This is a genomic window from Pseudomonas sp. NMS19W (assembly GCF_051554255.1).
Taxonomy (GTDB): Bacteria; Pseudomonadota; Gammaproteobacteria; order Pseudomonadales; family Pseudomonadaceae; genus Aquipseudomonas; species Aquipseudomonas kribbensis.
The window spans coordinates 108,935-130,206 of the sequence record NZ_CP136718.1 but is presented as its reverse complement, the minus strand read 5'-3'; the positions used below and the strand labels follow the sequence as shown (position 1 = coordinate 130,206).

Below are 21,272 nucleotides of genomic sequence, written 5' to 3'. Positions count from 1 at the left end.
TGTTCCTGATCGAGTATAGGGACGGGATTTATATTCGTTAAGGAATAAGAAGCTATTTATTAAGATCTGAAACGAATATCAAGTTACAGACAAAAAAGGGGCCGCACCCTGCCAAGGAGACGGCCCCGGAAAAACGTGAAACCCTTATCGCGCAGTGATCACCGACAGTTTGGTGATGCCCGCCCGCTCAATCGATGCCATGGCTCGCGCCACTTCGCCGTAATTCACCCCGTCGTCCGCCTGCAATTGCACGCGCACTTCCGGGTCCTTGGCCTTGGCCGACTTGAGGTTGAACTCCAGCAGATCCGGCTGGATTTCGTCCTTGTTGATAAACAGTTTTCCAGCACCGTCGATGCTCACCACCAACGGGTCTTTCTGCTCGACCGGCGCCACCGCTTCGGTCTTCGGCAGGTTGATCGGTATCGCGTTTGTCAGCAGCGGCGCGGTGACGATGAACACCACCAGCAGCACCAGCATCACATCCACCAGCGGCGTCACGTTGATCTCGCTCAGCACCTCGTCGCTGTCTTGCGTGGAGAAGGCCATATCAGGACGCCTCCTTCACTTTTGTCGCGTTGCCCTGGGCCGCAGCCTTGTGCGCGGTCGGGTGGATCAGCACGCGGAACGAACTCTTTTGCGCCAGGCTGTAGAAGTCGTGGGCAAAGTCGTCCAGGTCCGCCGCCGTCAGTTTCAGACGACGCAAAAAGTAGTTGTAAACCAGCACCGCCGGCACCGCGACCGCGATCCCCACACCGGTGGCGACCAGCGCTGCACCGATGGGCCCTGCGACCGTTTCCAGGCTCGCCGAGCCCGCCGCGCTGATGCCTTTCAACGCCTCCATGATTCCCCACACCGTGCCGAACAGACCAATGAACGGCGAGGTGCTGCCAATACTCGCGACCACCGCCAGACCGGTTTCCAGCGAACGACGCTCGCGGACGATCTGCTGGCGCAAGGCGCGTTCGAGGCGATCCTGATGGTTGATCGCCTGGCTCAAGTCATTGGCCTGCGGCGCCTCGCCCACTTGAATCGCCGCATAACCGGCCTGTGCCACCCGCGCTGCAGCGCCGGGCTGGGTTTCGCTCAACTCGGCGGCAGAGTCCAGACTCGACGCCGCCCAGAAGCGCTTGTGAAATTTGCGGTCCTGCGCCTTCAACCGGCCGAACTGCAGCGCCTTGAGCAACGCCAGGCCCCAAGTGGCGACAGAGAAGACCACCAGCAGCCAGATCACCGCGCTTTCGATGGATTCCAGTGGAGATGCCAGTAACGTCATGATGTGTTCCCTCGTGTAAACATTTCGCGCGAATTTGGTTTCGGTTTAGTGAATCTTGAAATCGATGGGCACGCTGACCCAGCCGTCCTGGGCGACATCCCCCTGCTTGGCCGGCACGAAGCTCCAGCGCTTCACGGCGTCCAGCGCCGCGTCGTCGAGCTGTTGCCGGCCACTGCTTTTCTGAATCTGGATCTCGCCCGGTTTGCCACTGGCCAGTACGTGCACCCGCAGCAACACCGTGCCTTCCCAACCGCGACGCTGGGCCAGCGACGGATATTCCGGCGCCGGGTTCTTCAGGTACGCGGCGTTGGCCGAGGCCGGCGTCACCGGAGCAGGCGCCGGTGGTGCAGGTGGCGCTGGCGCGGCGACCGGAACGGCCGGTTGCGGCGGAGCCGGCGGTTGCTCGACCGCTTTGGGTGCTGGTTTCGGTACCGGTTTGGCGACCGGTTTCGGTTTGGGAATCGGCTTCGGTTTTGGTGGCGGCTTGGTTGCCAGTTCGTCTTCCACCGGCGGTGGTGGCTCGACCACAGGTGCCGGTGGCGGCGGTACAACCTCTGGCGGCGCCGGGGGTGCCGGGCGCGAAAACTCGATGGTCATCGGTGGAATTTCCGGCGGCACGATCGGCAGCGCCGGTGTCGGATGCTGGTTGATCCAGTAGATCACCGCGCCATGCACCACCAGCGCCAGAACGCCGAGCAGAATCGTTTCGCGGCGGCTCAGAATGCCCTTGGGCGCCCGCTGCAAACGCAGCTGCCCCAACGGCACGCGATGGGGCCGGCCGAGATCGACCAACTCGCCGCTCGGCGCCTGGCGCCACAGCACCTCCTGTGCACTGGCGGCGGTCTGGACATTGCCCATTGATTTACTCCCTGCGGTCTCTTTGCGTTTTTTCGCGTAGCCGATTCGCCGCTTGTTGAATCCCCCACGGCGTGATCGATGGGTCAATCATTGGGGCTGGAGGCTTATCTCCGAAAGTAATCTTTCATGTTATGAATAGATGTTTATGGAATATAAGAAACAGTCATTTCCGCCAAAGCCACGGCCCACAAGGCTTCCAGCGATTCGCCGGAATCGACATGCTTTCCCGGCATAAAAAGTATTCATCCAAGGCATCGGTTTATCGATGACCCGGGATCCGGTGACAACTAATTCCAAGGTGATAGTTGACGAACTTTTCAAGAGACAAATAAAAAGGCCGATGCATGTTTAATGCATCGGCCTTCGACTTGCAGAATTTCTTATTGCTTCACAAACTCCCCGGCCAGACCCACTACATCACCGTCAAAGTTGGTGCGCGAACCCACCGCACGAACTTTCGAGTAGTTGTGATCCGGCGAGAACAGGGTCCAGGACTGATAGCCAGTGCCGTCATTCAGAGCCGCGAAAGTAATGATCGTAGGCTGCCCGGTGCTGTTCTGGAAGTGATAGTGACCGTACGCGATGTCGTAGTTCACGCCGTTCTGGCTGAATTTTCCGCTGAAGGTGCCGTTGGAGTCGTTGCCATCGGTAATCGTCAGTTTGGCGCCAGCGTTAGCGTTTACATAGTTGCCATTAATGCTCGACATAACGAGATTTCCTTTATCGTTTGATAAGTGTCTTCCGATGAGAGCAAGTTTCCTCCTGGAAACTCACAAGACGAATCATGGCTCGACAATCAAACAATGTCCAAAGTATCAACCGACCATTTTGCGATAAGAGCTTAACCCATCGCTATTAGCTATATCAAAACGAAATTTAATTCCGTCACTTGCCCAGCGACCACTTATTTCGGTTTGCAATAGATACACCTGTTAGTTCTAACAGGTGACAGCGACCTGCCTGCCACGTTTAATCAGAGGACGCCAAGAAGGCTAAAGAAAGATGACTCCATACGTTTATCGAGGACGATTGAAATGGACATGAAAATGATCTGCCTCACCCCTTTGCTTTTGTCGCTGTCTCTACAAACAGCTACTGCAGACACCGCCATATTGCCTGACGGACAGGTCGCTATCGATCCAGTCCAGGGCCCCAGTGAAACAAAGGCGGTCGAGGTCAGAGCTGAAGTCTGGAACAAAAGCCAAGTCGCGATCAAAGTCATTCAGCCAGGCGTCGCGCCACAAACGCTCGAACCGGCAGAGTCGTACCAGAGCCAGACATACCCTGACGCCCCCATTAGCATTCAGCTGCCTGAAAATTCGGCCATCAAGTACATTACGGTCACAGCGAAAAAAGGCGCCTGCAAGGCGCCGATTTGTATTTACGTCCAGTAGACGGTTTGCTCATCAAAAATCGTAGCGACCGGTGACGCCGAGGGTGCGCGGCGTACCGAGCAGGCCTTCATAACCGCCGTTGCCGCCGGTCCACAGGGTCGTGTAGTAGGTTTTGTCGAAGGCGTTTTTCAGCCACAGCGAGACGTCCCACTGGCCCTGATTGAAATCGCCGCGCAGGCCGGTGGAGAGATTGACCACCGCGTAACTCGGGATCTGGCCGTAGTCGGAATCCTCGACCGTGCCCACCGCTTTGGAGCGGAATGCATAGCTGCCGGTGACGTAAGGTTGAAGCCCGTTGGCCAGATTCCATTCGTATTTGCCGTTGGCGTTGCCGATCCATTTCGAGGCGCCGACGACCTGATGACCACTGAGGTCGCAAGAGGCCGGAGCACCCGGTGCCTGGCTGACTTCCGGCGGGCACGGCGCGTCCTTGTACGAGAGATAACTGACGTCGTTGAACGAGCCGTTGAAGTTCAACGTCAGGCCGCGCAACGGGATCACGGTGCTTTCGAATTCAACACCACGCGAGCGCACTGAACCGGCGTTGGTCAGGTATTGCACGCGGTTGACGTCGTCGTAGGCGTTGGTCTGGTAGGCGTTGACCTGAGTCCAGAACAGGTTGGCGTTGAGCTGCAGACGGCGGTCCCACAGGGTGCTCTTGAAGCCGAGCTCGGCGTTGTTGGCGCGTTCGGTGCCGATCAGCAACGAGTCGGCGCCAGCGGTCGGAGCGGAACCGACCACGAGGTTGACCCCGCCGGATTTCTCGCCATGGGAGAGCGTGGCGTAGCCGAGCAGATCATCGGTGATGCGATAGCTGAGGTTGAGCAATCCGGACGGGCTGGAGCTGTACTGGTTGAGATCGCCAGAGTCGTAAGCGCCAGTACGTCCGCGTCGTGCAGTGGCTGCGGCCCCCGTGACAGCGGCGCCACCGACCGGCGCATCGCGATTGACCCAGGCGTTCTTCTCTTCATAGGTGCCACGTACTCCGGCGGTGAAATCCAGGCGCGGTGTGAGGTGCCAGGTGCCTTGGGCGAACAGTGCAAAACTGTCGGTCTGGATGTGGCCGCGACCAACGCTGCCGACGTTGGCCAATGCGCCCCGTGGCGTGCCGTTCCAGATGTCTGCCTGGGGGCCGTAATAGGCGAAGGATTTGTTGTCCAGATCCGAGCCGAAGTAGTACGCGCCTAGCACGTAATCGAAGAACTCGCCCTTGGGCGACGCGAGTCGAAATTCCTGCGAGTACTGCTTGTCCTCCACCGACACGCCGGCGTTATAGGTTGCCGCAACGTTGAGACCATCGTCGTTGGCCGGGGTGAAGTTCCAGTAGCGATAGGAGCTGATCGAGGTCAGGGTGAAGTCACTCGGCAGCGTCCAGTTAGCCTCCACCGACGTACCGCCCTGATGCACCGTGACGTGCTGGTCATTGTCCAGATTGACCTTGCGGTGCGAGCCGTTGACCAGTGTCGCGCCGGCAGCATTGGCCCGGGACTGATAGAGGTTGACGCCATTGATGGTCGGCCCGGTGTTGTACAGCACGCGGGTGCCGGCACTGGAATCCTCTTCGTTGTAGTCACCGATCCAGCGCAGATTGAAATTCTCGTTGGGCTTGAACAACAGCTGTGCCCGGAAGCCGTCGCGGGAACCGCCATTCAAGTCATGGCCGTTGAATTCGTTTTTGATGTCGCCGTCGCTGCGGGTGCGATAAGCGGAAATGCGCCCGGCCAGTTGATCGTTGAGCGGCCCGGAAAGCGTGCCCTTGGTCTGGAAATAACCGTCCTCGCCGACCGAAGTTTCGATGCTGCGCTCTGGGGTGAAACTCGGTGCGCGAGTGCTGATGTTGATCACCCCGGCGGTGGTGTTTTTGCCAAACAACGTCCCCTGCGGCCCGCGCAGGACTTCGAGCTGTTCGATGTCCATCAGGTCGAAAACCGCCATCCCCGGACGGCCCAGATAAACGTTGTCGATGTACAGGCCGACGCTGCCTTCCAGACCGTCGCTGGCCGGGTTGTTGCCCAGGCCGCGAATCGACACGCTGGACTGGCGTGCATGCATGTAGGCGACGTTGACGCTGGGTACAAGTTGCTGCAGATCCTGGATGCGATAGACCCGCTGCGTTTCCAGAGTCTGGCCACTGACCACGCTCATCGGCGTTGGTACATCCTGCGAACTTTCCTCGCGGCGGCGGGTGGTAACAGTCACGGTTTCCAGTTGCGACGTGGCGGTCGCGGTTTTGCCTGCCGGTGCCGAGACAGGGGTCTGGGCTTCATCGGCGTAACCCTGATTCCAGCTGGCACTCCCCGCCAGCAACAGGGCCAGAGGCAAGCGTTTGAGCCGTCGTGGCGGCGGCGGTGAAGCGAGGTTCAACGGACTCATGGGGCTGCTCCTGGTCAAAAAACACGCAGACATCTTCTGTGCCGCATATTCTCTTAAGTTATTTATTTATGTTTTTACAAAGATTTACTGCATAAGAGATTGCCTTTATAAGGAGTCGACCTAATGCATATCCAATGCATTTCCCGGATATTTTTTATGTGAAAAATGCATATCGACTTGCGCCAGCTCAGACACTTCATCGCACTCGCCGAACAGCGCAGCTTCGTCGCTGGCGCGCAGGCGGTGAACCTGTCGCAGTCGGCGTTCAGCCGCAGCATTCAGGCGCTGGAACACAGCGTCGGTTGTCAGTTGGTGGATCGCGGACGCAAGGAGTTGCCGCCGACCAAACAGGGTCAGGTGCTGCTTGAGCACGCGCGGCGGCTGGTCAGCGGTGCGCAGCAAATGGCCAACGAGATCAGCCAGTTCAACGGGCTGGAGGCGGGGGAATTGCGCTTCGGTTGTGGCCCGGCGCCGGCGGCAGGATTGATCCCGCGAGCGATCGGCAGCTTCATCGGCCGCTATCCGAAAGCGAGGGTGCATTACCAGGTCGATGACTGGCAGAGCCTGAGCAAAAGATTGCTGAGCGAGGAGTTCGAATTCTTTGTCGCCGACACTCGCCACTTCGAGGCGGATCCGGATTATCTGACCCATCGGTTGCGGCCACGCAAATGGCATTTCTGCTGTCGCGCCGGGCATCCGTTGGCTGCTTTTGAGCGGGTTTCGGCCGAGCAATTGATGAGTTATCCACTGGCGGTCAGCATTCGCCCGCCGAATCTGCGCAAAGTCATCGTCGACCTCAGTGGCCGCCCGGATTTCATACCCAATGTCGAGTGTGAGAACAGCGCCAGTCTGCTCGGTGTAGTGCTGCGCTCCGACGCGATCGGCATCGTCGGTGCCTATTCGGATGCGCTGCATCAGGCCCGGGGTGAGCTGGTGTGTTTGAAAGTCGAGGCGTTGGCGGATGATCTCGAGGAGCTTTACACCCGTTACGGAATTGTCAGTCGCGCCGGGTATCGGCTGTCACCGTTGGCCGAGGCGATGATCGAGCAGATCAAGGCGATCGATGCGGTGGAGGAGGAGGTGTGTTCACTGGCGAACCTCGCCGTCTGAGCTCATGCGTTTCATGCATGGCAAGCATTCCCCGAATGCACTTGCCGAACACCCTCGCCGAAAGCGAAAAACCTCGCCTGTCTTTCTGACTGGTGAACCCCATGCCCAACCCGCAAAACCCCGTGCGCAACGTGCTGTACATCATGTGCGATCAACTGCGCCGCGATTACCTGTCCTGCTACGGCCACCCGCACCTGCACACTCCGAACATCGATCGCCTGGCCACCGCCGGCGTGCGCTTCAGCCGTGCCTACACCCAAGGCACGATCTGCGGGCCGTCGCGGATGTCGGCCTACACCGGGCGTTACGTCAGCAGCCATCAGGTGGCGTGGAACGCCGTGCCGCTGCCGCTGGAAGAACTGACCATCGGCGATTACCTGCGGCCCCACGGCATTCGTACTGCGCTGGTCGGCAAGACCCACGCCACGGCCAATGTGGATGCCTTGCAGCGGTTGGCGATCAATCCTGAAAGCGCCCAGGCCGAAGTGCTGAACGAAGTCGGCTTCGAGCCGTACTTTCGCCACGACGGCATCTTCCCCGATGACCCGCTGTTCGACGACAAACGCGAATCCGCGCCGTACACCCATTACCTGCGCGAGCAAGGTTTCGAAGGGCGTAACCCCTGGCACGACTGGGCCAACGCCGCCGAAGGTGAAAACGGCGAAATCCTCAGCGGCTGGAAAATGCGCCATGCCCATCTGCCGGCGCGAATTCCCGAGCAACATTCAGAGACTGTCTACACTACAAATCGAGCCATCGACTTCATCGGTGAGCAAGGTGAAAAACCGTGGTTTTTACACCTGTCCTATATCAAACCCCACTGGCCCTACATCGTACCGGCGCCGTACCACACTCTGTACAGTACGAAATCGATTCTCGAACCGGTACGTAATGCCTCTCCAAGCGACCACCCCGTCTATCAGGCCTTTTGCCAGCATGAGGAAAGCCTGAATTTCTCCAAAGACCCGGTACGACAGAACGTGATCCCGACGTACATGGGCCTGGTCAAACAGGTCGATGATCAGTTGGGGCGGCTGTTCGATTTCCTGCAAAGCAACGGACGCTGGGAGGACACGCTGATCGTGTTCACCAGCGATCACGGCGACTTTCTGGGCGATCACTGGCTGGGCGAGAAGGAGTTTTTGCTGGAGCAAGCGGTAGGCGTGCCATTGATCGTGCGCGACCCGCGTGCGGTGGCGGATGTCACTCGGGGAACGGTGGACGAGCGCCTGGCGGAAACCATCGACGGCGTGCCGACCTTTCTCGAAGCCCTGGGCGTGACGGGGGCCGAACATCGACTTGAAGGTCGCTCGCTGATTCCACTGCTGCACGGCGAGAATCCCGACTGGCGCCGCTATGCGATCAGCGAATACGACTACGCCTTCCAGGCCCCCGCCCGGGAGCGACTGGGCCAGCCGATCGACCGTTGCCGCATGACCATGGTGCGCAGCGAACGCTGGAAATACCTGGCGTACGACGGCTTCCGGCCGCAGCTTTTCGATCTGTTGAATGATCCGCAGGAGCTGCAGGACCTGGGCGCCGACCCCGCGTATGCGGCGGTGCGCGAGGAGCATGCGGGGTATCTGTTCGAGTGGGTGCGCGGGTTGAAGCGGCGCACGACCATCAGTCATCAGGAGATTGATTTGCGTGGGCAGCGGTTTCGTTATGGGGAGCCGGAGACTGAGAAGATGGTGCAGATCGGGGTTTGGTAGAGATCAAGCGAAGGCAAGAGCAAGAGCCCCTCACCCTAACCCTCTCCCGGAGGGAGAGGGGACTGATCGAGTTGCTTTTTCGAAGGACGCCGACCTGAAATATCAGGGTGAACTCAGGCTCAAAGATCCCCCTATCGGCTCCCTCTCCCTCCGGGAGAGGGCGGGGGGTGAGGGGGGCTTTTGATCTTAATCGCGTCCTTTGATGGTCTGACTACGCTGCCCATTCGCCCCGACCGGCACTTCCCCTTTCAGCGTCACCCGACGCACCACCCGATCCTGGGTCCCGTAATCATCAATCGCATAATGCTGCGTCGAACGGTTATCCCAGATCGCCACATCACCGGCCTTCCAGCGCCAGCGCACGGTGTTTTCCTGGCGGATCACATGGCTCTGCAACAGCCCGAACAAGTGCGCCGAATCAGCCTGGGAATAACCCTTGATGCGCTTGACGAAATGCCCCAGCAGCAAGCTTTTTTCGCCGCTGATCGGGTGCACACGGACCACCGGATGCTCGGTCTCGTAGACCGTCGAGGTGAAGATCTTGCGATAGCGCTCGAGCTTCTCCGCCGAAACGTCCGGTTTCGCCCCGGCGTAGTCGTATTCGTTGCTGTGCACGGCCACCAGTTTGTCCGCCAGCTCACGCAATTCCGTCGGCAGTTCGTTGTACGCCGTCGCCGTGTTGGCCCACAGGGTGTCGCCACCGAATGCCGGGGCCACCACCGAGCGCAGGATCGAGGCTTTCGGGTAGGCATCGACGAAGGTCACGTCGGTGTGCCACGAGTTGGCGCGCTGCCCTTCGGCGCCGTCCAGTTCCAGCAGGTAACGGGTGCCCTCGCGGGACGGCACGGTCGGATGCGCCACGGGCTCGCCGAGCAGATGGGCGAAGGCTTCCTGGCGCTGATCGTCGAGCTGGGTCTGCTCGCGGAAGAACACGACCTTGTATTGCACCAGCGCCTGTTGAATGGCTTCAACCGTTGCGGCATCCAGCTCACCGGACAGGTGCACGCCACGGATTTCGGCGCCGATACGGCCGGCCACCGGATGAATGTCCAGCGCGTGGACAGCGGGTTTTACAGCGAGTGCGGCATTGCTCATGGGTAGACCCTCATCGACTGCTTGCGGTTGGACGGCAGCGAAACAACGCTCTATCTATATTCCATTTACATCTAATAGATATTCGAATGCTTCGTTGACGGAATAAGAGCTTGCATTTAAAACCTCAAGCAGCTCTCGTCGCAAATGCCTTCGAGCTATTTTTAGGATGCCGGAAAAGCATATGGATCTTCGCCAGTTGCGCTACTTCATCGCCCTCAACGAACACCGCAGTTTTGTCCGCGCGGCCGACGCCATGGGCATCACTCAACCGGCGTTCAGCCGCAGCATTCAAGGGCTGGAGCAGGAGTTCGGCTGCGTGCTGGTGGATCGCGGCAACAAGGATCTGCGCCCCACGCCGGAGGGCCAGGTGGTATTGCAACACGCCCTGACGCTGGTGCAGGGCGCGGCGTTGCTCAGCGCCGAAGTGACCCAGATGACCAAGCTCGACGCCGGCGAACTGCACTTCGGTTGCGGCCCGGCGCCGGCGGTGAAATTGGTGCCGGACGCGGTGGCGCAATTCATCAATGCGCACCCGAAAGTGCGCACCTGTTTTCAGGTGGATAACTGGGAAAAGCTCAGCCGCGCCCTGAGCCGCGAGGAGATCGAATTCTTTATCGCCGACATCCGCCATTTCGAGTCCGACCCGAACTTCCAGACCCAGCCGCTGACGCCCAAGCGCGGGGTGTTTTTCTGCCGGCCGGGGCATCCGCTGCTGGCCAAGGAAAGCCTGTCGACCAACGACATGTTCGACTACCCGCTGGCGACCACGCTGATCCCGCCGGGCATTCGCAAACTGCTGGCGAATCTCAGCGGCCGGATCGATTTTTCCCCGACCATCGAGACCGAACATTTTCCGGCGCTGGTGAAAGTGGTGCTGCAATCCAACGCAATTGGCGTGGGCACTGAAGAGGCGTTTGTCGAGGACATCGCCCAGGGTTCGCTGGCGCTGCTGCACTGGCGCAACCTGCCGCAAAACCTGGAAAGCATGAATGCCCGGTGCGGGATTGTGAGCCGCACGGGATTCCGGCTGTCACCGGCGGCGCGGGCGATGATCGAGACGCTGGTGGCGGTGGATAAACAGGAAATCAGCGTCGCGGTTTGAGGGTCATTCCCACGCATTGCGTGAGAATGACCGCATGACTCAGAGCTTCGCAGCCGACAGCTCAGGCGCCACCCACTCGTTCACCTTGAACGGCTTGCGGATCAGCTTCTGCTGCGCCGCCAGATCGACCTTGCCCTGCAGGTTTTCGAGGAACAACGGATCCAGTGTCGACGGGAATACTTCACTCAGATTCTGATCCTTAAGATCCTGAGTCAGGATCACCGGTGGATAACTCGCCAGCCCCGACACAAGCTGCACGTAGGCGTCCTTGTTGCTGTCCTGCGTCAACCACTCCACCGCTTGCTGTTGCGCCTTCAGAAGCTTCGCCACCGCTTCCGGATGCCCGTCGACAAACTTGCCGGTACCCACCAGCACCGACTGCACACTGCCGGCGCCACCGAGATCCTTGGTGTTCAGAGGCAACTCGGCCAGACCTTTGGCCTGCAAGGCGGTCAGCCCGGAGCTGCCCCACGATGCATCGATCTGCTTCGCCGCCAGCGCGGCAACCGCCGCGTTGAAATCGAGATTGATCACCTTCACGTCCTTCTCGCTCAGGCCCACGCTGGCCAGCGCGGCATCGAATGACAACTGGGTCGCGGTGCCCCGGAAGATCGCCACGCGCTTGCCTTTGAGATCCTGCAACGTCTTGATCCCCGAACCCGGCACCACACCCAGATATTGCTTCACACCCCGGGCGCTGGCGCTGAGCAAACGCGTATCCAGACCGTTGGACTTGCCGATGATGGCCGCCAGATCCCCCAGATAAGCCAGATCCACCTGGCCGTTGGCAAACGCCTCGTTGATCACCGGGCCGGCGCCCTTGAAGAAGCTCCACTGAATCTTGATGCCCTGATCGGCGAAGGCCTTTTCGAAAATCTGCTGATCGCGCAGCACGTCCACGATGCCCCCGCCGCTGTGTTGAGTACCCGCGCTCAGATCAGGCACGGCAATCCTGATTTCCTTGAGCTCGTCGGCCTGGGCAGAGAACGCCAGCAGGCCCGCCAGTGCCGGCGCGGCAAACAGACTGATGACACGTTTGAAGGGAAGGTTCATGGGTGCGGCTCCTGATCACGGCGGGCATTGAGGAGCCGAAAGTAGGCGTAATCCGTATCAGCGCTTAAATACTTAAAAAGCACATTTTTATAGCTTTTCACGCTAAGCCAGCAAAGTCGCGACATGCAGAGCTGTATGCATGGAGAGCATCGAAAATATTCTTCGAATGCATTGGATGCGTGCAGGGCTGGAGGCCTTAAATGGCGCTGCTTATCTCCAAAATGATTATTTTTTAATTCACTTATAACGATTAGTTCACCGCTAATTCCGCTGACACGATCCAACCCGACAACGGAGGTCACCCATGGCCCGTGAATCCCTGCTCAGCCTGCCACTGGCCGCACCGCCGTTGAAAAGCCGGCGCACCTGGCCAAGTCTGAGCCAACGCGTTTTACCCTGGATCTTGCCGCTCGGGCTGTTCGCCCTGTGGTGGCTGGCGGCGCGCAATCAATGGATGAGCGAACAGATCCTGCCGGCGCCATCGCTGGTGTGGAACAGCGCGATCGAGCTGTCCCAGGGCGAGTTGTGGAGTCACTTGTGGATCAGCCTGCAACGGTTGTTCTGGGGCTTGTTGGCGGGCGTTGCCGCTGGCGCGGTACTCGGTGCGACGCTGGGCTTCAGCCGTCGTCTCGAACGCCTGATTTTCCCGAGCTTCGCCGGTCTGGCCCAGGTGCCGACGCTGGCGTGGATTCCGCTGTTCATGGTGTTTTTCGGCATCGGAGAAACCCTGAAACTGGTGGTGCTGGTCAAGGCCATCGTGGTGCCGGTGACCCTGCACACGCTGGTCGGCGTGCGCGATGCGCAACCGAAACTGCGCGAAGCCGCCGCTGTTTTACGTTTGCCGCCACGCCTGCTGATTCGCCGATTGGTGCTGCCCGCCGCGCTCCCGGCATTCATGGCCGGCGTGCGCCTGGCGCTGGCCGCTGGCTGGACTTCGTTGCTCGCGGTGGAGCTGCTGGCTTCCAGCGAGGGCATCGGTTACCTGATGGTCTGGGCGCGTCAGTTGTTCATGCTCGACATCGTCTTCGTGTGCATCGTGGTGATCGGCCTGATCGGTGTGGCGATGGATCGCGGCATCGGCCTGCTGGACAAAAAACTGGTGCACTGGCCGCACCCGGCCACGGCGGAGATTCGTCGCGGCCCGCGCTATGAAGGCTGGCAGCGCGTGCAACCGTGGCTGTTGCCGCTGGGGTTATTTGCGCTGTGGCAACTGGCGGTCGATCAGCAGTGGGTCGACGCCAACATTCTGGTCAGCCCGTTGGCGGTGCTGGAAGCTACGAAGCACGGCCTGCTCGACGGTACGTTGATCAAGGGCATGACCCTGAGCCTGGGCCGCACACTCGGCGGCCTGTTGATTGGCGGCGGCCTCGGCCTCGTGCTGGGCTTGCTGCTGGGTCTGTCGCGCACCAGCGAACGTGTGCTCGGCCCGACCCTCGCCGCCCTTCGTCAGATCGCGATTTTTGCCTGGGTTCCGCTGCTCACCGCGTGGTTCGGTCTGGGCGAACTGGCGAAGTGGGTGTTCGTCGCTCTCGCCGCTTTCTTTCCATTGTTTGTCGCGACTCAACGCAGCGTCGCCAACCTCTCGCCGCAACTCAACGAAGCTGCGCAGGTGCTGCGCCTGAGCCTCGCCCAACGCCTGCGTCGACTGGTGTTGCCGGGCGCTGCGCCGGGGATATTCGCCGGGCTTCGGTTGAGCCTGATCTACGCCTGGCTCGGCACCATCGGCGCCGAATATTTCATGCCGTCCAACGGCGGCATCGGCAGCCAGATGATCGGCGCCCAACAACTGCTGCGCATGGACCTGATCATGGCCGGGATGCTGCTGGTCGGCCTCACCGGCGCCCTGCTCAACCTCATTGGCCAACGCCTGGAAATCCGCGCCACCCGCTGGAGACACGCATGAACGCACCGATTGTCAGCTTCAACCACGTAGGCAAATCCTTCGACGTCGACGGTTTCGAACTGGAGGTGATCCGCGAATTCAACCTCGACATTGCCGAGGGCGAGTTCGTCGCCATCGTCGGTTCCAGCGGCTGCGGCAAATCCACCTTGCTGCGCTTGCTGGTGGGGCTCGACACGCAGTTTCGCGGGCAGATCACGGTCGATGGCAAAGCCGTCAGCGGCATCGGCGGCGAACGCGGCATCGTGTTTCAGGAACACCGTTTGTTCCCGTGGCTGACGGTGGCCGACAACATCGGTCTGGGCCTGGTCAACGAGCCGCTGAGCGCCGCTGAAAAGCAGCAGCGCGTCAACGATTTCATTGAGCTGGTGGGCCTGCGCGACTTCACCCGCGCCTATCCGCATCAACTTTCCGGCGGCATGGCCCAGCGTGTGGCGATTGCTCGCGGACTGGTGGCGAGCCCACGCATCCTGCTGCTCGACGAACCCTTCGGCGCCCTCGACGCGCTGACCCGCCAGCAGATGCAGGACGAGCTGCTGGCGATCCGCGAGCGGGCAAAAATCACCACGATTCTGGTCACTCACGATGTCGAGGAAGCGATTTTCCTCGCCGACCGCGTGGTGGTGATGGAACCGCGCCCCGGCCGGATCAAACAGGTGGTGGACATCGCCCTGCCCCATCCACGCCAGCGCAGCAGTTTCGACTTCCACCAGTTGCGCGAAGAACTGCTGCACGAACTGACCAGTGATGACCATTACCAACCGAGCGTACCGGTACAGATCCGCGATCTGCCGCTGTCGTTCATTGCCTGCTGAACAGGAGCCTGTTGATGCCGCAACGTCCCAACTTTCTGGTGATTCTGGCCGATGACCTCGGCTTCTCCGACATCGGTGCCTTCGGCGGCGAAATCGCCACGCCGAACCTCGATGCCCTGGCCAACAACGGTCTGCGCCTGACCGATTTTCACACCGCACCGACCTGCTCGCCGACCCGCTCGATGCTGCTCACCGGCACCGACCACCACATCGCCGGCATCGGCACCATGGCCGAAACACTGACCCCGGAGCTGATCGGCAAACCGGGTTACGAGGGTTATCTCAACGACCGTGTCGTCGCATTGCCGGAGCTGCTGCGCGAGGCCGGTTATCAGACCTTGATGAGCGGCAAGTGGCACCTGGGCCTGACCGCCGAACTGGCCCCCCACGCCCGTGGCTTCGAGCGTTCGTTCTCGCTGCTGCCCGGCGCCGCGAACCACTACGGATTCGAACCGACCTACGATGAACACACGCCCGGCCTGCTGAAATCCACCCCGGCGCTGTACATCGAGGACGACGCATTCATCGACGAGTTACCGAAGGATTTCTATTCCTCCGACGCGTTCGGCGACAAGCTGTTGCAGTACCTCAAGGAGCGCGACCAGAGCCGGCCGTTCTTCGCGTACCTGCCATTTTCCGCACCGCACTGGCCGTTGCAGGCGCCCGCCGACATCGTCGAAAAATACCGCGGCCGCTACGACGCGGGGCCGGAAGTGCTGCGCCTCGAGCGTCTGGAGAAACTCAAGTCGCTGGGGCTGATCGAGCCGGATGTCGAACCGCATCCGCTGATCCAGCTGACCGCGCAATGGGCTGCGCTAAGCAATGAGCAGAAGCAGATTTCCGCCCGGGCGATGGAGGTCTACGCCGCGATGGTCGAGCGTATGGACTGGAATATCGGCCGTGTCGTTGATTACCTGCGTCAACAAGGCCAGCTCGACAACACCTTCATCCTGTTCATGTCCGACAACGGTGCCGAAGGCGCGCTGCTGGAAGCCTTCCCGAAATTCGGCCCGGAGCTGGTGACCTACCTGAGCCAGCATTACGACAACAGTCTCGACAACATCGGCCGCGCCAATTCCTACGTCTGGTACGGGCCGAACTGGGCGCAGGTGGCGACCGCACCGTCACGCCTGTTCAAGGCGTTCACCACCGAGGGCGGGATTCGCGTCCCGGCGCTGCTGCACTATCCGCAGTTGCCGCTGAAGGGGCAGATCAGCCATGGTTTCGGTACGGTGATGGACATCACGCCGACCATCCTCGATCTGGCCGGCGTGCGCCATCCGGGAAAGCAGTGGCACGGCAAACCGGTGGCGCCGTTGCGCGGTAAATCGTGGCTGGGTTTCTTGTCCGGCGAGACGGCCCAGGTGCATGACGAACACACCGTCACCGGTTGGGAACTGTTCGGGCGCCGGGCGATTCGGCAGGGGCAATGGAAGGCGGTGTGGATCCCCGGGCCGGTGGGGCCGGCGACCTGGCAGCTTTACGATCTGGGGAGTGATCCGGGGGAGATTCATGACCTGGCGTCGAGTCAGCCGCAGAAGCTTGAAGCGCTGATCGAGCATTGGCAGCGGTATGTGGAGGAGACCGGGGTGATTCTGAGTGAGTCGCCGTTTCAGCCGGATTGAGGGTGGCTGATGCAGGGCTATCGCCGGTCAGCCGGCGATAGCTTCGGATACTTTCAAGCCTCGGCCGTCTGCACTGCTTTCTGCAGGACTTCTTCCTTGCGAACAAACCTGTTCGCCCGCCCGAACGTCCCGAAATCATTGAACCGAACCCCCATCTCCCGCATCACCTTGTGCGCCACCGGCACCGTCAACTGGCGAATGTAGAACGGCTCCTTCACCACAAAATGATGAATCCCGTGGCTGCTGCCGAAGTTGAAACAGAACGCCTGCAACGGCCACAGCCACCACGGATTCAGCACCTGGCACTGCTGCAATACATTCCCCGGCTCCACATCCCCGTAGTAATGCATGTTCGAACTGATGAAATGCAGGCAGAAGGTGCGCAACACGTTCGGCCCGATGATGACCACAGCGGCGATGTCGATCACTTGCATCACCGACAACGTGGTCGCTGACCATTCAATCGGCGAGCCCATCAGGTAAGCGATGCCGTTGGCCGCATGGAACCCGAGGAACACATACCACGCGCCCCAATGCACCAGTGCCAGCGGCGCGTAGACCTTCAGCGAACGCTTGATGATGCTGAACTTGTGCGCCCAGGTCTTGGCCCGAAGCATGCGGATGAACGCCGACATCACGTTGTCACCGACCATCAGCAACCGCGCAAAACCCCAGGGTTCACCGTTCGTGATCGCCCGCTCTTCCATGTCGGTTTCGGTGCCGGACACCTTGTGGTGATTGAGGTGCAGATGACGACGTATCCACGGGTTGATCGTGCTCGGCCGCGCCAGCCACACCAGGCCCATCATCAGGTTGTGCGGCACCCGCTGCTTGCGGAAATACATACTGTGAATCAGGTCGTGCTCCAGCTCATGGGTCAGCGAGGCAAAAAACGCGTTCAGCAACAGGCACGCCCACCACGCCATGTGCCCGCTGATGTAGAGCGCCGCCGAACCGATCATCCCGGCCAGGGCAAACGCCAGAATCCCCGCGCCGAGGGCGTCCTGATGGTTGAGAATCGGGTAGCGCTCGCGCAGCTCGACGCCTTTGGCCAGCACCACTTCGCGAATATGCGCTGATCGCTGGGCAGCATTGTGTCGCTGGGGACTTGCAGAAGTACGGTCCATGCTTCCATCCTCTGGTTATTGATGTTCGCATCCTGCTCTATGCAAGTTCCGAACGCGGTAGCCGAGAACGCCAACCTGTTGACCGGAAGCGCCAATCAGCATGAAGGAACCGACTTCTCTCGCCAGCTGGACCCGTGCCCTGCGCAAGCAACTCGACGCGCTGGGGCTGGACAGCACTGCCCTGTGCCAGCAGGCCGGGCTCGATCCGCAGCTGATGGACGACCCGAACGCCCGCTATCCGTTGTCCGCGACCACACGCCTGTGGGAAATCGCGGTGCAGGTCAGCGGCGATCCGGCGATCGGTTTGCGGGTGTCGCGGTTCGTCAGCCCCACGACGTTTCACGCCTTGGGTTACGCCTTGGTGGCCAGCGGCAGCCTGCGGGAAGTGTTCGAGCGGATCGTGCGCTATCACCAGGTCGTCAGTGACGCGCTGGAGCTGGAGCTGACCCGCAGCGAAGACCGCTACCGGTTTCGCCTGAAAATCCCGGCCGACAACCCCGCTCCGGCCTTCGAAGCCATCGACGCCTTCGCCGCGATCTACGTGCGCACCTGCCGCAATCGCCTGGGCCGCGACTACGCGCCACTGGCGGTGTACCTGCGCCGCCCGGAACCGGCCGATGCGCATCAATGGCACAAGGTGTTCCGCTCGCCCGTGCATTTTTCAGCCGAAGAAGACCGCCTCGAATTCGCCCTCACCGACTTCGACAGCCACCTCGACGACGCCAACCCGGAACTGGCCGAACACAACGAAGCGGTGCTCAAACGCACCCTCGCCCAGCTCAAGCCTCTGACCTGGGAGCGCAAGGTACGCGACGCCATCGAAGAACAACTGCCCGAAGGCGAACCCAGCGCCGAACGCATCGCCCAGGCCCTGCACCTGAGCCTGCGCAGCTTGCAACGGCATTTGGCGGACGAGGGTTGTCGCTTCGATACGCTATTGAATGAAAGCCGCGAGAACCTCGCGCTGCTGCACCTGCGGGATCCGCAATGCTCGCTGAGCGAGGTCAGTTATCTGCTGGGGTTTGCTGATACGAGCAGCTTCAGCCGCGCGTTCAAGCGCTGGACGGGGATGACACCGGGGCAGTTTCGGGATCAGTTGCGTTGATTTCACTCACCGATACAAATGTGAAATATGTCTGCCAATATCAAACATGGAAATTGACCTTTTTCAGCATATCGAGAGTAGGACGGGATGACCTGGGAGCTGCTGTTAATTCATAACCGAAACCATTGAGAATTGCCTCAACCTTGCGTAAGCCGATTTCAGAAACCGTATTGTTTTCTATCCCCGAGATCGTCGCGCGGCTCATGCCATATTGTTGAGCCAAAGCCTGCTGTGAAAGGTTTTGCGCCTTTCGAAGGCTTCTGATCAATTCACCGAGTTGTTCCATTGCACGAACCTGCATTGTTTACAGTGCATAACGCACATCTATTAATTTATGCATCGTATTTAATGCAATTCCAGCAAGTCTAGCCTATTTCATACTATGAGCTTCAGATCGTTGCCATAGCCCGCAATCTGACGGCATCAAGGATCTCGATCTCCCCGTAAGCCAACCCGATAATCCCCTGCCCCTGCAGATCCTTGAGGATCTGATTAGTGGTCTGCCGCGACAACGACAGCATCGACGCCAGTTGCTCCTGAGGCAGTTGCAGCACACGGCGTGGCGGATCGAGTTCACCGTAGCCTTCGGCGATCATCAGCAAGCGATGGGCCAGACGCGCCGGGGCCGGCAGCAGGCTCAGCTGTTCCAGATTGATGAAGGTCAGACGCAGCTTGTGGCTCATCAACAGAGCCAGGTACCGCCAGTAGACGGGATGTTCGTCGAGCAGTTTCAGCAGCGTGGCCTGGGGAATGTTCAGCAGGATACAAGGCCCGACCGCGTAGGCATCATGGGTGCGGGGCTGGCCGTCGAACAGGCAGATTTCGCCGAACCAGTGCGGCGCCTCCACCAGGCTCAGCAACGCCTCCTTGCCCTGCTCGCTGACCGCACCGATGCGCACCGCGCCGTCGAGCACCGCGTACAGCCCGCACGGCGCATCACCGCGCTGGAACAGCCGCTGCCCCGCCGCCAGCCGCCGCTCCTTTGCCGCCGCCAGCAGACTATCCTGAAAGGATGAAGGCAGATGACTGAACCATTGCCCGGTCAGCAGGCGCTCGCGCCAGACCTTTTCCATGCGTTCTCCTAAAGATTGTCGCCTGCCTGACAGAGCGAGCCGTGAACCCGGGCATGCATGATTCGATCACCCTACAGGAGGAACAACAATGAAAAGCCTCGTCGATCATTTGAGTCAATACGCCGCTTACCACCGTGACCCGCGCAACATCGCCAGCCACTTTATCGGGATTCCGCTGATTGTGGTGGCGGTGGCCGTGCTGTTGTCGCGGCCGGAATGGTCGGTGGGCGGGTTGTGGATTTCGCCTGCCGTTATCGTGGCGCTGGCCTCAGCGTGGTTTTACCTGCGGCTGGAAGTGAAACTTGGTGTGTTGATGACCGCACTCATGGGGCTATCGGTCTGGGCCGGGCACGTTCTGGCGCAGCAGAGCACCATGGTCTGGCTCAGCAGCGGTCTGGCGATGTTTGTGATTGGCTGGGCGATCCAGTTTGTCGGCCATCACTATGAAGGGCGCAAACCGGCGTTTGTGGATGACTTGAGCGGGTTGATTGTCGGACCGCTGTTTGTGGTGGCGGAACTGGCGTTCATGCTCGGGATGCGCCATGAGCTGAAAGAGCAGATCGAGGCGCGGGCAGGTGTGGTGCGGGTCAATCCGAATCGTGCGGCTGTCTGAGCCACAGGCTGATTCGCTCGTTCCCACGCTCGGCGTGGGAACGAGCGATGCTTTCAGAGGCTGGCGACTTTCTGCCACACCTTCGGCTTGAAGAACAACGTCTCACCCTTGGCCAACCCGGTCAGGCTGTCGTGGTCTTTCACCACCTCCGCCTCGATCAAGTCAGCCTGGCCTTCAACCTTCAACGTCACCCGCGTGGTCGCGCCCAGCGGCCGGATATCGCGGACTTCAGCGGCATGGTGATCCTCCAGCTCATGCCGCGACAGCGACACTTCGTGCGGGCGGAACAGCACGTGGTTGTCATCCCCCAGATGCAGGCGGTTCGAGTCGCCGAGGAAGTGATAGACGAAATCGCTGGCCGGGTTTTCGTAGACGTCGCCCGGTGAGCCGATCTGCTCGATCACACCCTTGTTCATCACCACGATGCGGTCGGCCACTTCCATCGCCTCTTCCTGGTCGTGGGTCACGAACACCGAGGTCAGGTTGATGTCTTCGTGCAGACGCGCCAGCCAGCGGCGCAGCTCTTTACGCACCTTGGCGTCAAGGGCGCCGAACGGCTCGTCGAGCAGCAGAACTTTCGGCTCCACCGCCAGGGCGCGGGCCAAAGCGATACGCTGACGCTGGCCGCCGGACAGTTGCTCCGGATAACGATCCGACAGCCAGTCCAGTTGCACCATGTTCAGCAGCTCGTGGACCTTGGTCGCGATCTGGCTTTCACTCGGGCGCTGGTTTTTCGGCTTCATGCGCAGGCCGAACGCGACGTTGTCGAACACGGTCATGTGGCGGAACAGGGCGTAGTGCTGGAACACGAAACCGACGTTGCGATCCCGCACGTCATGGCCGGACACGTCTTCGCCGTGGAACACGATATTGCCGTTATCCGGGGTTTCCAGACCGGCAATAATGCGCAGCAAGGTGGTCTTGCCGCAGCCGGACGGCCCGAGCAACGCCACCAGCTCACCGCTGTGGATGTCCAGGCTGATGTTGTCCAGCGCCTTGAACGCATTGAAATTCTTGCTGACGTTACGCACTTCGATCGACATG

20 protein-coding genes are annotated in these 21,272 nt (G+C 60.3%); 9 read left to right on the top strand and 11 right to left on the bottom strand.

The window, feature by feature from the left end; all coding sequences use genetic code 11:
• Positions 1-144: 144 nt before the first annotated feature.
• From R1A29_RS00495 to R1A29_RS00480, 4 genes are all read right to left on the bottom strand, one after another.
• The gene (locus R1A29_RS00495; RefSeq protein ID WP_003220570.1) at positions 145-546 is read right to left on the bottom strand and encodes an ExbD/TolR family protein; all 402 of its coding nucleotides are present in this window, start codon (positions 544-546) and stop codon (positions 145-147) included.
• Between the two features lies 1 nt (position 547).
• A complete protein-coding gene (locus R1A29_RS00490) occupies positions 548-1,273 on the bottom strand; it encodes a MotA/TolQ/ExbB proton channel family protein (protein WP_007952775.1) in 726 nt (241 codons plus the stop codon).
• Between the two features lie 45 nt (positions 1,274-1,318).
• Positions 1,319-2,131 (bottom strand): energy transducer TonB, encoded by an 813-nt coding sequence (locus tag R1A29_RS00485; RefSeq protein WP_438300350.1) that lies wholly within the window; start codon positions 2,129-2,131, stop codon positions 1,319-1,321.
• Positions 2,132-2,511: 380 nt separating this feature from the next.
• Complete coding sequence (locus R1A29_RS00480) at positions 2,512-2,838, bottom strand: hypothetical protein (RefSeq protein ID WP_007952780.1); 327 nt, start codon at positions 2,836-2,838, stop codon at positions 2,512-2,514.
• A 327-nt stretch (positions 2,839-3,165) separates the two neighbouring features.
• On the opposite strand from R1A29_RS00480, the gene R1A29_RS00475 reads away from it, so the two are divergent.
• Entirely contained in the window at positions 3,166-3,525 is a 360-nt protein-coding gene (locus R1A29_RS00475; protein ID WP_438300349.1) for a hypothetical protein, read from the top strand.
• A gap of 12 nt (positions 3,526-3,537) precedes the next feature.
• On the opposite strand, the gene R1A29_RS00470 is transcribed toward R1A29_RS00475, so the two are convergent.
• Entirely contained in the window at positions 3,538-5,898 is a 2,361-nt protein-coding gene (locus tag R1A29_RS00470) for a TonB-dependent receptor (RefSeq protein ID WP_438300347.1), read from the bottom strand.
• A gap of 165 nt (positions 5,899-6,063) precedes the next feature.
• On the opposite strand from R1A29_RS00470, the gene R1A29_RS00465 reads away from it, so the two are divergent.
• Together R1A29_RS00465 and R1A29_RS00460 are read left to right on the top strand one after the other, a co-directional pair.
• Complete coding sequence (locus R1A29_RS00465; RefSeq protein ID WP_438300346.1) at positions 6,064-7,008, top strand: LysR family transcriptional regulator; 945 nt, start codon at positions 6,064-6,066, stop codon at positions 7,006-7,008.
• A 101-nt stretch (positions 7,009-7,109) separates the two neighbouring features.
• Entirely contained in the window at positions 7,110-8,720 is a 1,611-nt protein-coding gene (locus R1A29_RS00460) for an alkaline phosphatase family protein (protein WP_438300345.1), read from the top strand.
• A 186-nt stretch (positions 8,721-8,906) separates the two neighbouring features.
• On the opposite strand, the gene R1A29_RS00455 is transcribed toward R1A29_RS00460, so the two are convergent.
• On the bottom strand, positions 8,907-9,815 hold the full coding sequence (locus R1A29_RS00455; RefSeq protein WP_134825109.1) for a TauD/TfdA dioxygenase family protein: 909 nt from the start codon (positions 9,813-9,815) through the stop codon (positions 8,907-8,909).
• 181 nt (positions 9,816-9,996) lie between these two features.
• On the opposite strand from R1A29_RS00455, the gene R1A29_RS00450 reads away from it, so the two are divergent.
• Positions 9,997-10,917, top strand: a complete 921-nt coding sequence (locus tag R1A29_RS00450; RefSeq protein WP_039764497.1) for a LysR family transcriptional regulator — start codon at positions 9,997-9,999, stop codon at positions 10,915-10,917.
• Positions 10,918-10,956: 39 nt separating this feature from the next.
• Here the strand turns inward: R1A29_RS00450 and R1A29_RS00445 are convergent, their stop codons facing one another.
• Positions 10,957-11,970, bottom strand: a complete 1,014-nt coding sequence (locus R1A29_RS00445) for an ABC transporter substrate-binding protein (protein WP_438300344.1) — start codon at positions 11,968-11,970, stop codon at positions 10,957-10,959.
• A gap of 304 nt (positions 11,971-12,274) precedes the next feature.
• Here R1A29_RS00445 and R1A29_RS00440 point away from each other — a divergent pair, with 304 nt between their 5' ends.
• Genes R1A29_RS00440 through R1A29_RS00430 form a run of 3 tightly spaced genes read left to right on the top strand, consistent with a single transcriptional unit; the run spans position 12,275 to position 16,310 of the window.
• Positions 12,275-13,873, top strand: coding sequence for an ABC transporter permease (locus R1A29_RS00440; RefSeq protein WP_438300343.1), 1,599 nt, complete (start codon positions 12,275-12,277; stop codon positions 13,871-13,873).
• Positions 13,870-14,685, top strand: coding sequence for an ABC transporter ATP-binding protein (locus R1A29_RS00435; RefSeq protein ID WP_438300342.1), 816 nt, complete (start codon positions 13,870-13,872; stop codon positions 14,683-14,685). Before R1A29_RS00440 ends, R1A29_RS00435 begins: the two co-directional genes overlap by 4 nt.
• Before the next feature lie 14 nt (positions 14,686-14,699).
• Entirely contained in the window at positions 14,700-16,310 is a 1,611-nt protein-coding gene (locus tag R1A29_RS00430) for an arylsulfatase (RefSeq protein ID WP_438300341.1), read from the top strand.
• 53 nt (positions 16,311-16,363) lie between these two features.
• Here the strand turns inward: R1A29_RS00430 and R1A29_RS00425 are convergent, their stop codons facing one another.
• Positions 16,364-17,437: a fatty acid desaturase gene (locus R1A29_RS00425; protein WP_438300340.1), complete on the bottom strand. Its 1,074-nt coding sequence runs from the start codon at positions 17,435-17,437 to the stop codon at positions 16,364-16,366.
• 100 nt (positions 17,438-17,537) lie between these two features.
• On the opposite strand from R1A29_RS00425, the gene R1A29_RS00420 reads away from it, so the two are divergent.
• Positions 17,538-18,542 carry an AraC family transcriptional regulator gene (locus R1A29_RS00420; RefSeq protein WP_134825103.1) on the top strand — a complete coding sequence of 335 codons (1,005 nt, stop codon included), beginning with the start codon at positions 17,538-17,540 and terminating at the stop codon, positions 18,540-18,542.
• Positions 18,543-18,582: 40 nt separating this feature from the next.
• Here R1A29_RS00420 and R1A29_RS00415 read toward each other — a convergent pair whose 3' ends face one another.
• Positions 18,583-18,828 carry a helix-turn-helix domain-containing protein gene (locus R1A29_RS00415; protein ID WP_438300339.1) on the bottom strand — a complete coding sequence of 82 codons (246 nt, stop codon included), beginning with the start codon at positions 18,826-18,828 and terminating at the stop codon, positions 18,583-18,585.
• A 103-nt stretch (positions 18,829-18,931) separates the two neighbouring features.
• Entirely contained in the window at positions 18,932-19,615 is a 684-nt protein-coding gene (locus R1A29_RS00410) for a Crp/Fnr family transcriptional regulator (RefSeq protein ID WP_438300338.1), read from the bottom strand.
• Between the two features lie 88 nt (positions 19,616-19,703).
• On the opposite strand from R1A29_RS00410, the gene R1A29_RS00405 reads away from it, so the two are divergent.
• Positions 19,704-20,228: a DUF962 domain-containing protein gene (locus tag R1A29_RS00405; RefSeq protein ID WP_438300337.1), complete on the top strand. Its 525-nt coding sequence runs from the start codon at positions 19,704-19,706 to the stop codon at positions 20,226-20,228.
• A 53-nt stretch (positions 20,229-20,281) separates the two neighbouring features.
• Here R1A29_RS00405 and R1A29_RS00400 read toward each other — a convergent pair whose 3' ends face one another.
• Positions 20,282-21,271 (bottom strand): sulfate/molybdate ABC transporter ATP-binding protein, encoded by a 990-nt coding sequence (locus R1A29_RS00400; RefSeq protein WP_438300336.1) that lies wholly within the window; start codon positions 21,269-21,271, stop codon positions 20,282-20,284.
• Position 21,272: the final 1 nt, after the last annotated feature.

What these genes read in the sequence shown, in the direction of transcription:
- R1A29_RS00495 (WP_003220570.1), bottom strand. Translation starts at nt 546, where the DNA reads ATGGCCTTCTCCACGCAAGACAGCGACGAGGTGCTGAGCGAGATCAAC.
- R1A29_RS00490 (WP_007952775.1), bottom strand. Translation starts at nt 1,273, where the DNA reads ATGACGTTACTGGCATCTCCACTGGAATCCATCGAAAGCGCGGTGATC.
- R1A29_RS00485 (WP_438300350.1), bottom strand. Translation starts at nt 2,131, where the DNA reads ATGGGCAATGTCCAGACCGCCGCCAGTGCACAGGAGGTGCTGTGGCGC.
- R1A29_RS00480 (WP_007952780.1), bottom strand. Translation starts at nt 2,838, where the DNA reads ATGTCGAGCATTAATGGCAACTATGTAAACGCTAACGCTGGCGCCAAA.
- R1A29_RS00475 (WP_438300349.1), top strand. Translation starts at nt 3,166, where the DNA reads ATGGACATGAAAATGATCTGCCTCACCCCTTTGCTTTTGTCGCTGTCT.
- R1A29_RS00470 (WP_438300347.1), bottom strand. Translation starts at nt 5,898, where the DNA reads ATGAGTCCGTTGAACCTCGCTTCACCGCCGCCGCCACGACGGCTCAAA.
- R1A29_RS00465 (WP_438300346.1), top strand. Translation starts at nt 6,064, where the DNA reads ATGCATATCGACTTGCGCCAGCTCAGACACTTCATCGCACTCGCCGAA.
- R1A29_RS00460 (WP_438300345.1), top strand. Translation starts at nt 7,110, where the DNA reads ATGCCCAACCCGCAAAACCCCGTGCGCAACGTGCTGTACATCATGTGC.
- R1A29_RS00455 (WP_134825109.1), bottom strand. Translation starts at nt 9,815, where the DNA reads ATGAGCAATGCCGCACTCGCTGTAAAACCCGCTGTCCACGCGCTGGAC.
- R1A29_RS00450 (WP_039764497.1), top strand. Translation starts at nt 9,997, where the DNA reads ATGGATCTTCGCCAGTTGCGCTACTTCATCGCCCTCAACGAACACCGC.
- R1A29_RS00445 (WP_438300344.1), bottom strand. Translation starts at nt 11,970, where the DNA reads ATGAACCTTCCCTTCAAACGTGTCATCAGTCTGTTTGCCGCGCCGGCA.
- R1A29_RS00440 (WP_438300343.1), top strand. Translation starts at nt 12,275, where the DNA reads ATGGCCCGTGAATCCCTGCTCAGCCTGCCACTGGCCGCACCGCCGTTG.
- R1A29_RS00435 (WP_438300342.1), top strand. Translation starts at nt 13,870, where the DNA reads ATGAACGCACCGATTGTCAGCTTCAACCACGTAGGCAAATCCTTCGAC.
- R1A29_RS00430 (WP_438300341.1), top strand. Translation starts at nt 14,700, where the DNA reads ATGCCGCAACGTCCCAACTTTCTGGTGATTCTGGCCGATGACCTCGGC.
- R1A29_RS00425 (WP_438300340.1), bottom strand. Translation starts at nt 17,437, where the DNA reads ATGGACCGTACTTCTGCAAGTCCCCAGCGACACAATGCTGCCCAGCGA.
- R1A29_RS00420 (WP_134825103.1), top strand. Translation starts at nt 17,538, where the DNA reads ATGAAGGAACCGACTTCTCTCGCCAGCTGGACCCGTGCCCTGCGCAAG.
- R1A29_RS00415 (WP_438300339.1), bottom strand. Translation starts at nt 18,828, where the DNA reads ATGGAACAACTCGGTGAATTGATCAGAAGCCTTCGAAAGGCGCAAAAC.
- R1A29_RS00410 (WP_438300338.1), bottom strand. Translation starts at nt 19,615, where the DNA reads ATGGAAAAGGTCTGGCGCGAGCGCCTGCTGACCGGGCAATGGTTCAGT.
- R1A29_RS00405 (WP_438300337.1), top strand. Translation starts at nt 19,704, where the DNA reads ATGAAAAGCCTCGTCGATCATTTGAGTCAATACGCCGCTTACCACCGT.
- R1A29_RS00400 (WP_438300336.1), bottom strand. Translation starts at nt 21,271, where the DNA reads ATGTCGATCGAAGTGCGTAACGTCAGCAAGAATTTCAATGCGTTCAAG.